13 protein-coding genes are annotated in these 14,227 nt (G+C 66.0%); 7 read left to right on the top strand and 6 right to left on the bottom strand.

Features of this window, described 5'->3' with window-relative positions; all coding sequences use genetic code 11:
• Positions 1–186: 186 nt before the first annotated feature.
• The gene (locus tag N536_RS0113730; protein ID WP_029114129.1) at positions 187–1,239 is read left to right on the top strand and encodes an alpha/beta hydrolase; all 1,053 of its coding nucleotides are present in this window, start codon (positions 187–189) and stop codon (positions 1,237–1,239) included.
• 108 nt (positions 1,240–1,347) lie between these two features.
• On the opposite strand, the gene N536_RS41510 is transcribed toward N536_RS0113730, so the two are convergent.
• The gene (locus tag N536_RS41510) at positions 1,348–3,009 is read right to left on the bottom strand and encodes a sulfatase-like hydrolase/transferase (protein ID WP_231514514.1); all 1,662 of its coding nucleotides are present in this window, start codon (positions 3,007–3,009) and stop codon (positions 1,348–1,350) included.
• A gap of 486 nt (positions 3,010–3,495) precedes the next feature.
• Here N536_RS41510 and N536_RS0113715 point away from each other — a divergent pair, with 486 nt between their 5' ends.
• Positions 3,496–4,557 (top strand): hypothetical protein, encoded by a 1,062-nt coding sequence (locus N536_RS0113715; RefSeq protein WP_029114127.1) that lies wholly within the window; start codon positions 3,496–3,498, stop codon positions 4,555–4,557.
• A gap of 36 nt (positions 4,558–4,593) precedes the next feature.
• Here the strand turns inward: N536_RS0113715 and N536_RS0113710 are convergent, their stop codons facing one another.
• Both N536_RS0113710 and N536_RS41505 read right to left on the bottom strand, forming a co-directional pair.
• Positions 4,594–4,938, bottom strand: coding sequence for a heme-binding protein (locus tag N536_RS0113710; protein WP_029114126.1), 345 nt, complete (start codon positions 4,936–4,938; stop codon positions 4,594–4,596).
• A gap of 39 nt (positions 4,939–4,977) precedes the next feature.
• Positions 4,978–5,241 carry a hypothetical protein gene (locus N536_RS41505; protein WP_231514522.1) on the bottom strand — a complete coding sequence of 88 codons (264 nt, stop codon included), beginning with the start codon at positions 5,239–5,241 and terminating at the stop codon, positions 4,978–4,980.
• A 316-nt stretch (positions 5,242–5,557) separates the two neighbouring features.
• Between N536_RS41505 and N536_RS0113705 the strand changes: the two genes are divergently transcribed.
• The 3 genes from N536_RS0113705 to N536_RS0113695 are packed head-to-tail and all read left to right on the top strand — an operon-like array spanning position 5,558 to position 8,442.
• Entirely contained in the window at positions 5,558–6,112 is a 555-nt protein-coding gene (locus tag N536_RS0113705) for a hypothetical protein (RefSeq protein WP_029114125.1), read from the top strand.
• Positions 6,113–7,432, top strand: a complete 1,320-nt coding sequence (locus N536_RS0113700) for a peroxidase (protein WP_029114124.1) — start codon at positions 6,113–6,115, stop codon at positions 7,430–7,432.
• A gap of 8 nt (positions 7,433–7,440) precedes the next feature.
• Positions 7,441–8,442, top strand: coding sequence for a hypothetical protein (locus tag N536_RS0113695; protein ID WP_029114123.1), 1,002 nt, complete (start codon positions 7,441–7,443; stop codon positions 8,440–8,442).
• Between the two features lie 16 nt (positions 8,443–8,458).
• Here the strand turns inward: N536_RS0113695 and N536_RS0113690 are convergent, their stop codons facing one another.
• The 3 genes from N536_RS0113690 to N536_RS40735 all read right to left on the bottom strand — a co-directional run bounded on the left by N536_RS0113690 (position 8,459) and on the right by N536_RS40735 (position 10,414).
• On the bottom strand, positions 8,459–9,052 hold the full coding sequence (locus tag N536_RS0113690) for a glycoside hydrolase (RefSeq protein ID WP_369798422.1): 594 nt from the start codon (positions 9,050–9,052) through the stop codon (positions 8,459–8,461).
• A gap of 136 nt (positions 9,053–9,188) precedes the next feature.
• Complete coding sequence (locus N536_RS0113685) at positions 9,189–9,392, bottom strand: hypothetical protein (protein ID WP_029114121.1); 204 nt, start codon at positions 9,390–9,392, stop codon at positions 9,189–9,191.
• A 107-nt stretch (positions 9,393–9,499) separates the two neighbouring features.
• Positions 9,500–10,414 carry a hypothetical protein gene (locus N536_RS40735; protein ID WP_051574470.1) on the bottom strand — a complete coding sequence of 305 codons (915 nt, stop codon included), beginning with the start codon at positions 10,412–10,414 and terminating at the stop codon, positions 9,500–9,502.
• Positions 10,415–10,497: 83 nt separating this feature from the next.
• Here N536_RS40735 and N536_RS38380 point away from each other — a divergent pair, with 83 nt between their 5' ends.
• Complete coding sequence (locus tag N536_RS38380; protein ID WP_051574469.1) at positions 10,498–11,847, top strand: acyltransferase; 1,350 nt, start codon at positions 10,498–10,500, stop codon at positions 11,845–11,847.
• Complete coding sequence (locus N536_RS0113670; protein WP_029114119.1) at positions 11,801–14,155, top strand: Tex family protein; 2,355 nt, start codon at positions 11,801–11,803, stop codon at positions 14,153–14,155. The genes N536_RS38380 and N536_RS0113670 overlap by 47 nt, the downstream gene beginning before the upstream one ends.
• Positions 14,156–14,227: the final 72 nt, after the last annotated feature.

The following is a 14,227-nucleotide window of genomic DNA, read 5'->3' as shown; positions in this document are numbered from 1 at the left end:
CTGACCTGCTTTAGTGCGCGATCCAGAGCTCAACCACTGTTGAGTTTGTCCGCCTCTGGGACCACTTTTGGTGGTACGTCCTCGGTGCCGCACTTGTCCGATGGACTTGATCCCGCATTTGCGCAAGATGGCACCAGTTCCGTCATTGGGCGTTTTGTGCCGGTCGCAATTTGTACGATGCGCAGCGTGATCCCCGCGTCCCTTCGATCCATCCCAGCCGGCGTCGTTGACGTGACCGCCCCGGTAACCATCGATGGCCTGAGCTACATCGATCCAGCCGATCCCTCGATGGCGATGTACCGCGTCCTGGCCAATCTCCGGCAGCCAGTAGCGTTGCGCGACTTGATGATTGCACCGGTGCGCAGCGGCTATATCGGCGACGGGCGTTCACCCAACCCCGCCCTCGTCCCGCCGAGCGGGGCCGAGGCTGTGCCGGACGTGGACGTCGTCGAGGTCTACCTGCCCGTCAGCGACGGTGTCGCGCGCTGTCAGCTCTACCGGCCGACAACCGTGCCGCCCGCCGAACACATTCCGATGATCGTCTACTACCACGGTGGCGGGTTCACTGTCGGCACGTCGGATGACTGCGACTTTCTGGCCCGAAAACTGTCGTACACCAACAGCGCTGTGGTGGTGTCGGCGAACTATCGGTCGGCCCCGGAGTTTCCGTTTCCGACTCCGTTCGACGACGCCTTCGATGTCTACCGCTGGGTCGCCGACCACGGCCGCGACCTCGGTGGCGACATCTCCCGGATCGCGGTCGCCGGCGACTCGGCTGGATCCACCATCGCCGCGGCCATACCGCTGCGCGCACGCGACGAAGCCGTACCGATACCCGGCGCCGTCGTGCTGCTCGGTGCGTTCACCGACTTCCAGTACGAGCGGTGGGAGTCGTTTCGGAACCTGGCGCCCCGCGGCATCGTTTACGACACCGCCTTCATGGGCTACATCCGCGGTGCGTACGTCTGCACGACCCCGTGGAATCATCCATGGGTTAGTCCGATTGAGGGCGACCTGACCGATTACCCGCTCGCCGTCGTCACTGCGGGCACGCACGACCCCCTTGTCGACTCTGCGAGGGCGTTCGCGCAACGAGTCCGCGATGCCGGTGGCCGAACCGTCGACTACTTCCCGGCCGGCCTACCGCACGGGTATTACTTCTTCCCCGGTATCTACTCCGAGGAGAACGAGGTGTACGACCTGATCGCGGAGGCGCTCGCCGGCCCGTTCGGTCGCTGAGGCACAGCACACGCCATCCTGTGGAGAAACCTTCGTCTGGGCCCGAAGGCTCACAGGGGCTTGGGGCGAATCTCCTCCGGCAGAAAACTCCCGTCGTTCTTGCCCACTTCATCGGCTATGAGCTCGTTCAGCAGGACGTTCATCCGCAAGATGAGATCCTTGTTCTTCTCTGGCTCCAGGGCCAGGTTGTGCGTCTCGAGCGGATCGCTTCTCAGATCGAATAGCTGAATATCGTTGTTCCGCAGGATTTCTTCCATCGTTGTCGGCGTATTGAAGTTGGCAGGCGCGTAGTAGCGCGCGAACTTGTACCGTCCGTCGAAGGCAAAACTCATGAATCCGCGCTTGTTGAGCTTGGATCGAAGATCCGTCAGCGGCGGCGCCGGCTTGTTTTGAAGCAGTTCCTTCATCCCCGCCACGCAATAGTCCGCATCGATGGTGAGGGGGCCGACGTAGTTGAACAAGGCGCCGGGGCGGACGGCTTGTGGGCTCGCAGTCTCGGCCGTGGCGAGCACCCCGGAAAAGTCCCGGCCGGGCAGGCCCTCTACTGCAGCACGTCGCTTGTCCTCGGGTACGCCCGCAAGTCCGGGCAGTGACGGCATCAGATCCAAGTGGCTGGTGACGGCGTCGGTCTGCTGACCTCGCGCGTAGTCGGGGTGGACAACGATCAACGGCACATGGGTTGCCCTCATAGGCCATCGGTCCCTTGCCCCGGATCCCGCCGTGATCACCCGCCATTTCGCCGTGATCCGCGGTGAAGATCACGACCGTCTCTTCCCAGAGGCCGAGCTCGTCGAGGCCGTCTTCGAGTTGTTGCAGGCTGAGGTCCGTGTCACGAATCATGTTCAGGTAGTAGTCGTTGAAGACTTGCCACATATCCGGGCGGTCGGTGGGAATGGTGCCGAGAACCCCCTCCCACCCGGTGTTGTATTCGCCCAACGCCGGTGGCATGCCCGGCGCCGACAGCGATTCCAGCAGCGTCGGCGAGGGAGCGGTGTTCCAGCGCTGGTCGTACAGCGCATTTTGCGGTGGGGTGACGATCGCTTCCTTCGAGACGGCCTGCTGCACTTGAGGTGTTCCTGGGACATTGGCGTCGGCGTACATGATGTCGTGCGGGTTCAGGTAGCTCATCACCAAGAAGAAGGGCTGCCCGGATTCGCGCAGCGTGGGCACATTGCCACGCAGCCATCGGACACCGTCGCTTGCCGTGGACACATCCGTGTCGTAGCCCTGGTTGGGCGCGCCGGGTTTGTCGCCGTCCGGTTGATAGATGTCGAATCCATACGGCTGGAGCGCTTCGCTGTAGTTGACCGTCGGCTTGGGCGGAATGATGTCTGCTTCCATTTCCCACTTGCCGAAGAATGCGGTCTGGTAGCCGAGCTTCTTCATCATCGAGCCCATGTTGGGCTGGTCTCTGGACAAGTTGGGCACCCAGCCGGTCTCCATCTGGTCGAAGACTCCGTTGACCTGCGGCGGACGTCCGCTGTAGAACGCCGCACGGGACGGCGTGCACATCGCCGACGCGATGTAGTGGTTGCGGAAGCTAATCCCTTGCTGCGCCAAACGATCCAGGGCCGGTGTGCTGTAACCGGCCGCAGCGGGCAGGTCGAACCGCGTTTGATCACGGATGATCAAGATGACGTTCAGCGGCTGGTTCGGCGGCCGGCGCGTGCCGGGCGCTCGAGGCACCGTGTAGCTGCGCGGGTCCTGGCCGGGGCCTTGCTGCCGCTCGGCGACACCGGGACTGTTCCCGTGTAGTGCGGTGGCGGCCACGGCGCCCGCCGCGGCACCGAGACCGAGCAGCCCAGCTCCACCGAGCAGGTGACGTCGACTCACCCGACTCGCGGTCGGCTCACCCGGGCCCGGAGGCGTCGTCGGAGCGTCGGGCTGTTCGGTCATCTGACGATCACCGTGCCCGGCAATTCATCAATGCGGCCAAGACCATTGCAATCTCCCCCCGACGCGTCGAGCTGAAGCGTAGTTCTCGGGGGAGGTCTCGGTAGGCGTTCCATCGGTACGGGATATGAGCCCTGCACCGGTGACTCGCCGGCCAACAGGAGGCCGACGCTGGGCAAGAGTGCATTAGTAGTTCGAGCTGATAGCACCCCTTGAATCCCAACGACGGGTGTCCTACTCTCCAGAATGAGAATGTAATTCTCGGTTCAGGCGAGCGCATTCTCGAGCAGCCCGCAGGGTTGTCGCGTCCACCCGTCGAAGTGCGCCGAAGCGGCCACCCGACCTGCGTCCCGAAGGAACCCGATGAACAAGCTGCGTGTCATTCAGTGGACCACTGGCAAGGTCGGCAAGCTCAGCATGCGGGGCATCCTCGACGACCCCCGCCTCGACCTGGTCGGCGTCTATGCCTACTCGGCTGACAAGGCAGGCACCGATGCCGGACCACTGTGCGGCAGGCCCGACACCGGCGTTCTGGCCACCACCGACATCGACACGCTCATCGCCTTGGACGCCGACACCGTCCTGTACACGCCGTTCTTGGCCGACCTCGACCACGTCGTCCGCCTGCTCGAAAGCGGTCTCGACGTCATCAGCACCAACCTGTTCCTCAACGTCGGCGGAATCCAAGGCGAGACGAAGGAGAAGCTCGCCGCTGCATGCCAGCGCGGCGACAGTTCGCTCTACATCACCGGCATCAACCCGGGCTGGATCAACACGATGGTGACGGCGATGACCGCCGTCTGCCGCGACGTCCAGCAGGTGTCGATCATCGAGTCGGCGGACGTCGCCGTCTACGAGTCGGCGGAAACGTGGCAGGCGCTGGGCATGGGACTGCCCGAGGCGACGCCCGAAGTCTGCGAACTGGCGAAGTACGGGTTCAACACCTTCGCCGACTCCGTCCAACGCATGGCGGTGGCGTTGGGCTTGGAGATCGACGAGATGGAATTCGTGATCGATCACCAAACGACCTCGGAGAGAGTCGATCTCGGCTGGTTCACCATGGAGAAGGACACCATCGCCGCCATCCGGGGAGGCTGGAACGCAAAGGTGAAGGGCCAGACGGTAATTGAATCGCGCGTCGCGTGGTACCTGACCAAGAAACTCAACGGCGACTGGGTGTTCGATGACGATCACTACAACGTCGTGATCAAGGGCGAGCCCGAGGTCCAGACCCGCGTCCGCTTCATCCCTCCTGAGCACTGGGGCAACCACGAGTGGGACACCATGACGGCGATGCCCGGGGTCAACGCCGTGCTCAACGTCGCGGCAGCACCCGCCGGAATCCTCACGCTCGACGACGTGGGACTGCCGTGCGCACCGGCAGGGCTCTGGCTCGAAAAGCAGAACGCCTCGGTCCCCGCGTAGGCCGGCGGCGGGACTGGCCCGCTGCGGATGTGTCCGCTAGCCCATCGGCCCGTCGGGCACGGGGGCGTTGCACCGGTCCCGGAAGTCGGACGCGGGCTGCCGCACGGCGGCGATCTCGTCGCGCACTTGCGGATTCGCGTCCGCGTAGGCGGTGATCTCCGTTCGCATTTCTTCCCTGGTCTTGCCCTTGAGGCCGGTGAAGAAGTCGTTGACGGCCGGATGAGTGAACAGATAGGACGACATCCCGGCGTTCACACCGGACATGACGCCTGCGAGGTCGGCGGCCGTGCAACCGGGCGGATCGGCGGCGGCGGTCGCTGCGGTACCGATGAGCGTTGCGCCGGCGATCACGCCGGCACCGATGAGGCTACGGAAGAACATAGGAGACTCCTTGGTTTCGTGGGTGATAGGGGATTGTGCTCAACGTGGACCGATGCCACCTCCGCCACCTCCGCCGGGGCCGCCCGGGCGGCCGGGGCGTGGCGGCAGGATTACATCGACATCCCAGCCGTCGTCGCAGTACCACGGGTCTGCGCAGTAGGACGGATAGGCCGGTCCGGCCGACGGTGCATCGGGACCACCACCACGGACGGTGCCTTGCGCGCACACCGTGGCGGCACCGGCGCTCGTGCAATCGGCCAACGCGGGTGTCGCAGTGCCGATGCCCAAGGGAATCGCCGTCAGTGTCAATCCCAAAACAAGGTAGCGCTGGCGTCTATGCACGGCAGCTGCCCCCCTCTCAGATTTGGTGGCCCGCCGCCGAAATCTCCCCGAAAACGCGCCGAAGCCGTTATTCAGGAAGCGTAATTCGATTCGAATGAGCGTGGTGGCAGTTCGGAATTCTCGGTTTCAAGAGTAGTTGAATACGCAAGCTCTTTTCGGGATTAGGGTAGGTGCCCTAACCAGCGATTTTGATGGGACTTCCGACGTTCAATTGTCGATCGCAACGCCTGCAGCGGTGCTACGTTCGCTATGTCGAATGCGCGAGATGGGGGCGAAAATGACGGATCAAGATTGGTCGAAACCGGCCGCGATGGCCATCCCGAAAGAAGGCTATTTCGAACTCGAACGGGGGCGTTACGGTCCGGTCTTCCCCCGGACGCCGGCGTGTTATGGCTTCTCGATCATTGCGAAGGTCAAGGAGGGACGGGAAGAGACGGTCCGGGCCTACGGCAAGACGATCGAGGAGACGATTGCCACGAGTCCGGAAGCGCTCGCACCGCTCAAGTTGCACTACTTGCGGTGGAATCTCTTCGACATCGGTTCCGGGCTCCACTTCCAATACATGGGAATCTTCGACACCGACTTCGACAAGTACACCGAAGACGCCGTCGCCCTGTTCGGCGCGACCGGCATCACGACCATCTTCACCCAACTCGAAGGCTTCCCGGAGGATTGGAAGGAGAACCCCGATGCGTTCATCAACTTCGTTCGGGAGCACCACGTTCCGAGCTTCCTCGAGTACGGCGAATACCCGTACGTAACAGCAGACGAGATCAAGAAGGCACTGCGGCTGAAGGCGGCCTTCTCGACCATGCTTGATCAGATGCAGTAAATGCTCGAGTTCGACGACATCCAGCACATCCTGCTGACCCGCACCCCGGCGATCACGGGGCGCTACGAGTTCCTCTCGTTCGACACACCTGCAGGCGGCCGGGCGTGGCTGACCGAGCTGCTCGACAAGGTCCAGTCTGCTGCGGACGCGCAGGCCACGATGGACGGTTCGGATCGCTGGGTCACGTTGGCGTTCACGTGGAATGGGCTCCGTGCACTCGGCGTGCCCGAGGAATCTCTCGCCACCTTCCCCGAAGAGTTTCGCGAGGGAATGGCCGCCCGTGCGGACATCCTCGGTGACACGGGGACCTGTGCTCCCGAGCACTGGGTCGGCGGCCTCGGCGGTGCCGACGTACACGCGATCGCGATCTTGTTCTCCCGCACGGACGAGCAGTACGCCCGCTCCATCGAAGAGCACGACAAGCTGCTCGCCCGCACCGACGGCGTGCGTTCGGTGTCCTACCTCGACCTCAACGCGTCGCCGCCGTTCAACTACGCCCACGACCATTTCGGGTTCCGCGATCGATTGTCACAGCCGGTGATGAAGGGTTCCGGCGAGGAACCGACCCCCGGCTCCGGCGCGCCGCTGGAACCTGGCGAGTTCATCCTCGGGTATCCGGACGAAGACGGTCCGGTAGCCAATCTGCCCGAGCCAGAGGTCTTGTCGCGCAACGGCAGCTACATGGCCTACCGGCGGCTCGAGGAGCACGTCGGTGCGTTCCGCGACCACCTGCGCGAGAACGCCGACACCCCGGAGGGGCAGGAACTGCTGGCCGCCAAGTTCATGGGCCGCTGGCGCAGTGGCGCGCCGCTGGTGCTCGCGCCGGAGAAGGACGACCCCGAATTGGGTGCGGATCCGATGCGCAGCAACGACTTCGACTACAAGGAGATGGATCCGTTCGGCTACGCATGTCCGTTGGGATCCCATGCACGCAGGCTCAATCCACGCGACACCGCCCACAACATGAATCGGCGTCGGATGATCCGGCGCGGAGCGACCTATGGACCCGCCCTGCCCGACGATGCGCCCGACGACGGTGTGGAACGCGGCATCGCCGCCTTCATCATCTGCGCCGATCTGATCCGTCAGTTCGAGTTCGCCCAGAACGTTTGGATCAACGACAAGACATTCCACGAGCTCGGCAACGAACACGACCCGATCTGCGGAAGCCAAGACGGCACACTGGATTTCACCGTACCCAAGCGCCCCATCCGCAAGGTGCACAAGGGGATACCGGCATTCACGACGCTGCGGGGCGGCGCCTACTTCTTCCTGCCGGGCATGAATGCGCTTCGCCACCTTGCCACGCTCGGTAATTGAGGATCGCCATGCACGCACGCACGTACAACCAGAGCCATACCGCCCGGAAGCACACCGGAGGGCGGCGCATCAGCATCTACTGGACGTGGAGCTATCCCTGGGAGGCGCAACGGAATCCGGCCTCAATGGAGAATCGCTTCTCCACCATGACCGAGGTACGCAATGTCTTGTGGCCGTCCTACGAAACGCCGGAGTACGACGAGGCGAACTTCCTGCAGGGGATCGCGGGCACGTTGGAACTATTCCACCGATCCTCCCTTGCGTTCCAGGAACTGGCCGAGGAGGCCACCGGGCACCCGGTCGCAGTCTTTCAGCGCATCGACCAAGCCGGATACAAGCTGCCGATCGACGAACGCGTGCTCGCCGACACCGACACACTGATGGTGTTCGGCCTCGACCATCTGCTCGGTGAACAAGAAGCGGCGCCGGAGGAGATCGAGGCGATCAAGGAATGGCTGCAACGGGAGGGCACCTGCCTGCTCCTGGCGCCGCACCACGATGTCGGCTTCACCGACGACTACGACCAGCGTCAAGTCGAGTACTTGCACCACGGCGACCGACTCGTGCCCCGCCAGCAGCGATTCAGTCAGTACACCCGCTCATTGATGCGCGCGCTCGACGTTCCCGTGCACAACATCTGGGGGCTGCGCCCCGCCGTCGTCGAGGGCACCAAGGAAATCGCGCCGCTGACCGGCATTCGCGACCTCGACACCCCGCGCCTCCTCGACAACGTCACGACGTTCAACTTCCACCCGCATCTGCCGCACTACGAGCTGACCGCGCCGGAAAGTGACGGGTTGCGGGTGCTCGGACGCCAGCGCGTCGACCCGAACCGGCCGCATCCGTTCACGCAGGCGGGGAACACGGAGTTCAACGCGCTGATCTGGATGCCGCCCGGAGGCCAGCGGGCGGGGGACATCGTGCTCATCGACTCGACCCACTTCACCACCCTGTTCGGTGGCACCGACAGTCTGAAGAGCCTCTGGCACAACCTTGCAACGATGAAATAATCACTTGGCCCAGCGGTCAATTGGGCGTCGGGGTCATCGATCCCAGGTAGTAGGTTTCGTTTCCGGTCGGGTATCCGCCGCCGCTGGTGGCAATGTGAACGTGGTCGTAGTGGTTGGCGGTTTCATTGCCGTAATCCGCCGTCCAACTCGGTGCGCCGATGCCGGGGTAGAAGCCCTGCCTCCAGATGACGTGAATGACACCCCACCGTTTCGCGTTCGCGAGTGCCAATCCGGCGATCTGGTTGCCTAGTTCGATGCCTTCGTCGGTGTGGTAGTTCGGGATCATCACGTCGATCGCCAACCCATTGGGATGCCACTTCAATGCGTCCTGCCGGAATCCGCCGATCGTGTTGATCTCGGGGAACATCACGCTGATGGCCCGTGCCACCCAGATGGTCCTGACCTGTAAGCCGCCTTCCGGCGCGACGCCGGCGGGTAGCTCGAACTGGAAGTCGCGCGCCGCGACCGGAGCGCTCGCGGCCAACAACTCCGCCTCCGCGGGCACGGGCACGGCGGGTGCGCCTGCGGGTACGGAACTCGGGAGGCTGGTGGGCGCTGCTGCTGCCGACTCGGCGGGGCGGGCGGCGTCGGTGCTTTGGGCGTAGAACATGCCGGCGGACACGGCGATCGACACCGCGAACGCCAACCAGCGGCCTCGGCCGTTGGCTAACACGTTTCTGCCCACGACCAGCACCTTACTGGCGTGTACCGCGCTTCGGGGCAATCTTCGCGGTCGTGGGACGCCGTCACTTCTTCTGCCGTGCCCTGGACAGACGGCCGTGCGTGATCGGCGGTATCGACACAGGGGTGTGACCGGATTCCCCGCAGTGGTCCATGACGTCGAGGACGGCGCTGCCGCGTAGCCACCGCCGCTTACCCGACCATCCGCATTGGCAGTATCCGCGGTGGTTCAGCGGCGAGCCGAGGAGATAGGCGGACGGCTTGTCCATGGTTGCCATCGTAGGTGTCGGCGATTCTGTCGATGGTTTGAATTGGGTTGTTGCAGCGTGTATTAACAGGCCGGGGCAGCATGCCGGATCGACGGCCAGCACCAGACCTAGCGGGGCGTTGACCCACCGAACGTCGACGTCCCCGCGGGGGTCACTTCGAAGCCCTGCGCAGCGCCGGCGAAAGTGCCGTAACACGCCACACCACCGGTGACGGCCATGCAGGTGGAGCCGATGCCGGTGACGCGTTGCCCGACGGGCAGCGGGCGGATCTGCCCGGGGTACGCCGGGGTGCTGAACTTCGGATCGTCGGTGCGGCGGATTCCACTGGGCCCCGGTATCTGGGTGAAGACCTCGTTCTCGCCGCCGCTGACGCCGGGCAGCGGGCCGTTGCAGCCGACCTCGCCTCCGCTGTAGACGATGATCGAACAGGTCAGGCCGCCGTCCACCGTGAAGACCGGGAACAGGTTCTTCGGGCCGACGCCGACGACGTACGTGTCGTCGCTCACCACGAAGTCGTTGGGATCGGGGAACCCCTGCGGTAGACCTTCTGTCGAGGGACCGATGGCAGTGCGGCTGGGCGACACCACCATCCACTGCGTCGGCGGCGACCCCTTGGTGCACGCGGTGAGCGGCCCGGGGCCCACCGCACATTCGAAGTCGCCGAACGCGATCTTCTGGCCTTCGCGCAGCACCGCGGCGGCGCCACCCCACGGCTTCACGAATCCGGGATTGGCCGTTTCACGTAGTCCGCGCGCGTTGACGTCGGCGGCCAGGACGATCTCGTTGACGCCCTCGGGCGTCGAGGGCAGTCGGCCGTCGCATCCCGCGGCGCCACGGTTCGGCTGGATGCCGCACAGCAGCCCGTCGGGAGTCTGGAAGTGGACCTCGCCATTGGAGAGGAACGCCTCGGGCGCCACCACGGTGTAACCACTCAGGTCGGGCATCGGCGGAGGCGCAGCGGCGGCAGGCGCTGCGGCCAGCACGCTGACGAGAACGGCCAAGAGAACCAGTGCGGAACGCATCGGTTGAAATCTAGGCCATCCCGCCGTCCTGGACGCGTAGTCCTACTCATCCGCGACGACCCGCGGCCCGGCAGGCTGAGCCCATGCCGCTCACCAAACCCGGACCCGGTACACCCGCGGTCGCCGACGACACCGCCCCGCTGCGCGACCGTGCGATCGACGTGGCCCGCCTCGCCGCCCTCGTGGTGGTGATGTTCGGGCATTGCGCGCTGCTGCTCGCCACCATCGACGCCGACGGCCTGCACATCGGCAACCTGCTCGGCGAGCTTCCCGCGATCAGACCGGTCACGTGGCTCGTCCAGGTGATGCCGCTGTTCTTCCTGGCGGGCGGCGCGGCCGGGGCCTATGGCTGGCGCAGCGGCACGCCGTGGGGTACGTGGCTGTTCACCCGCGCACAGCGGCTCTGCCGGCCGGTGTTCTGGTACCTCGCGGCATGGGTCGTCGGCCTGGCGGTGGTGCGGATGACCCTCGGAGCGCAGGCCGCGGTGGGGCTGGGCCGCGAGTGCGTCGCGCTGCTGTGGTTCCTCGGGGTGTACCTGGTGGTGCTGGCCTTCGTGCCGGCGTTGACGCGGCTGCGCTCGGGGCGCGGCGTGGCAGTAGTCGTCGCCTCCCTCCTGGTGGCCTCGGCGGCGTTCGACGGCATTCGCGTCGCCGTCGGAACGCCCACGTCGGGGTCCGCCAACTTCGTGGTCGTCTGGCTGATCCCGGTCGTGATCGGGGTCGCCTACGCACGCAAGCTGCTCGGTCCGCGTGTGGCGCTCGGCGTCGCCGCGGCGGCGTTCACCGCGCAGGTGGTGCTCGCCGTGACTGGCACGTACGAGGTCGCCCTGGTGGTCACGGGCGTCGAGCGGATTTCCAACGTGTCGCCCCCGACGCTGCTGCTCGCGCTGCACTGCACCTGGATGCCGTGCGCGTTCGTGGCAGCGGCGGGCCCGATCCGGCGGTGGGCGGCGAGGCCGCGCGTGTGGCGCGTCGTCGCGGTCGGTAACGGGGGAGCGATGACGCTCTACCTGTGGCACGTCCCGGCGATCGCGGTCGCCGCGTTCTGCCTGCACGCCGTCGGCCTCGACGCGTACGACGTGACAGCGCCGAACTTCTGGGGCCTGCTCGCCCTGCGGGCGCTGGTGTTCGCGGGCGTCATGGCCGTGGCCTTCCAGCTGCTCTCACCGCTCGAGCACAGCCCGCTGCCGTGGTGGGACGCGCCGGCCCGCGCCACGGGGGCCCGATCGACCGCTGCCGGCGCGCTGATGTGCGTCGGGGGCGTCGCGCTGGTGTTGCTGGCCAAGAACGGCCTGACCGGGTTCGAGGGGTGGACCGCGCTGGGAGCCTTTCTCGCCACGGCCGTGGCTGCGCGGATGTGTCAGGCGCATTCGGTAGGGTCACCGCGTGACTGGAAGCCCGACCGTCAAGTCCGTAAACACCCGTCTCGCTGAGGAACTGGCCGTACGGGAGGCGCAGGTGGCCGCCGCAGTGAAGTTGCTCGACGAGGGCTCGACCGTTCCGTTCATCGCGCGGTACCGCAAAGAGGTCACCGGCAGCCTCGACGACGGCCAGCTCCGGACGCTCGAGGAACGGCTGACTTACCTGCGTGAGCTCGACGAGCGTCGCGCCGCCGTGCTGGCCTCCATCGAGGAACAGGGCAAGCTCACCGACGACCTCAGGAACGCCCTGCTCGCCGCCGACACCAAGTCGCGCGTCGAGGACATCTATCTGCCCTACAAGACGAAGCGGCGGACCAAGGCGCAGATCGCCCGTGAAGCCGGCCTCGAGCCGCTGGCCGATCGCCTCCTCACCGATCCGACGCTCGTCCCGGAGGAGGCCGCCGCGGAGTTCCTCGGCGAGGGCTTCCCCGAGGCCGCCGCCGCGCTCGACGGTGCGCGGCACATCCTCATCGAGCGCGCGGCAGAGGACGCCGAACTCGTCGGCGCAGTCCGGGACAAGTTCTGGACCGACGGGACGCTGCGGACGGCGCCCGCATCGGAGGAAGTCGGCAAGAGCGCTGCGGCACAGAAGTTCCGCGACTACTTCGACTTCTCCGAGCCGCTGGTGAGCATGCCCTCGCACCGCGTGCTCGCCGTCATGCGCGGGGAGAAGGAACAGATCCTCGCCGTCAAGCTCGACGGCGGCGACGAGGCCGTGTACCAGGCCATGGTCGCCAAGACACTCGGCGTCGACATGACGTCGACGGCGGCGGCGACGCCATGGCTCGCGCTCACCGTGAAGCTGGCGTGGCGGGTCAAGCTGATGGTCTCCGCCGCGGTCGACGCCCGCATGCGGCTGCGGCAACGCGCCGAGGAGGACGCGGTCGCGGTGTTCGCCAGGAACCTCAAGGACCTGCTGCTCGCCGCGCCCGCGGGCAACCGAACGACGCTCGGCCTCGATCCGGGCTTCCGGACCGGCGTCAAGGTGGCCGTCGTCGACGGCACCGGCAAGGTGCTCGACACGTGCGCGATCTTCCCGCATCAGCCGCAGCAGCAGTGGGATGCCGCCAAGGCGACCCTCGGGGCGCTGGTTGCCCGGCACGGCGTTCAGTTGATCGCCATCGGCAACGGGACGGCGTCGCGCGAAACCGATGCTCTGGCAGCCGAACTCATCGCCGACATCCGAGCCTCCGGCGCCGAGGCGCCCGTGAAGGCGATGGTGAGCGAGGCCGGTGCATCGGTGTACTCGGCGTCCGCGTACGCGGCGCACGAGCTGCCGAGTCTCGACGTGACGCTGCGCGGGGCGGTGTCGATTGCGCGGCGGCTGCAGGATCCGCTGGCCGAACTCGTGAAGATCGAGCCGAAGTCGATCGGTGTCGGGCAGTACCAGCACGACGTGACGCCGGGCACGCTGGCCCGCAGCCTGAACGCCGTCGTCGAAGACGCCGTGAACGCGGTGGGCGTCGACCTCAACACGGCGTCCGTGCCGCTGCTCGCCAGGGTCTCGGGAATCACCGAAACCCTGGCGGAGGCCGTCGTCGCGCATCGCGAGAAGACCGGCCCGTTCCGCAAGCGCAAGGCACTGTTGGACGTTCCTCGTTTGGGCCCCAAGGCTTTCGAACAATGCGCGGGCTTCCTGCGGATCACCGGCGGTGACGACCCCCTCGACGCGTCCGGCGTGCACCCCGAGGCGTACCCGGTGGTGCGGCGCATCCTGGACCGCTCGGGCGTGACGCTCACCGAACTCATCGGCAACGAGCGCTCGCTGAGGTCGCTTCGCCCCGCCGACTTCGCCGACGACCGGTTCGGCATCCCCACGGTGACCGACATCCTCGGCGAATTGGAGAAGCCGGGGCGCGATCCCCGGCCGGCGTTCACCACGGCGACGTTCGCCGCGGGCGTCGAAAAGGTCGCCGACCTGAAGGTGGGCATGGTCCTCGAAGGTGTCGTCACCAACGTCGCGGCCTTCGGGGCGTTCGTCGACGTCGGCGTGCATCAGGACGGACTCGTGCACGTCTCCGCGATGTCCGACCGCTTCGTCTCCGACCCGCACGAGGTCGTGCACTCCGGGCAGGTCGTGCGGGTGAAGGTCATCGACGTCGACGTGGACCGGCAGCGGATCGCTTTGAGCCTGCGCCTCGAGGACAAGCCGCAGCGCGGTCAGGGCAAGGGCGCCGGCAACGTCGGTCGCAAGGGCCCAGACCGTGTCCGTGACGATCGGCGGAAACCGAATCGCGACAAGGGCTCTGGCAGCCAACCGGTGAAGCAGCCCGGGGGTTCCATGGCCGACGCATTGCGAAACGCCGGTTTCGGACGCTGACCGAACACATACCGGAGGTCCGCGTCGACTTTGACGGCTGAGGTTGCTGCGAGGTTGCTGTGAGTTCGGGGT

This window comes from Mycobacterium sp. URHB0044, from assembly GCF_000620625.1.
GTDB lineage: Bacteria > Actinomycetota > Actinomycetes > Mycobacteriales > Mycobacteriaceae > Mycobacterium.
Note: the sequence above shows the minus strand (reverse complement) of the source record. Positions and strands in the feature narration are given on the sequence as shown.

Coding starts and splice junctions, on each gene's coding strand:
- N536_RS40735 (WP_051574470.1), bottom strand. CDS start 10,414: ATGCGTTCCGCACTGGTTCTCTTGGCCGTTCTCGTCAGCGTGCTGGCC.
- N536_RS0113700 (WP_029114124.1), top strand. CDS start 6,113: ATGCTCGAGTTCGACGACATCCAGCACATCCTGCTGACCCGCACCCCG.
- N536_RS0113690 (WP_369798422.1), bottom strand. CDS start 9,052: ATGTTCTACGCCCAAAGCACCGACGCCGCCCGCCCCGCCGAGTCGGCA.
- N536_RS0113715 (WP_029114127.1), top strand. CDS start 3,496: ATGAACAAGCTGCGTGTCATTCAGTGGACCACTGGCAAGGTCGGCAAG.
- N536_RS0113705 (WP_029114125.1), top strand. CDS start 5,558: ATGACGGATCAAGATTGGTCGAAACCGGCCGCGATGGCCATCCCGAAA.
- N536_RS0113710 (WP_029114126.1), bottom strand. CDS start 4,938: ATGTTCTTCCGTAGCCTCATCGGTGCCGGCGTGATCGCCGGCGCAACG.
- N536_RS0113695 (WP_029114123.1), top strand. CDS start 7,441: ATGCACGCACGCACGTACAACCAGAGCCATACCGCCCGGAAGCACACC.
- N536_RS0113685 (WP_029114121.1), bottom strand. CDS start 9,392: ATGGACAAGCCGTCCGCCTATCTCCTCGGCTCGCCGCTGAACCACCGC.
- N536_RS38380 (WP_051574469.1), top strand. CDS start 10,498: ATGCCGCTCACCAAACCCGGACCCGGTACACCCGCGGTCGCCGACGAC.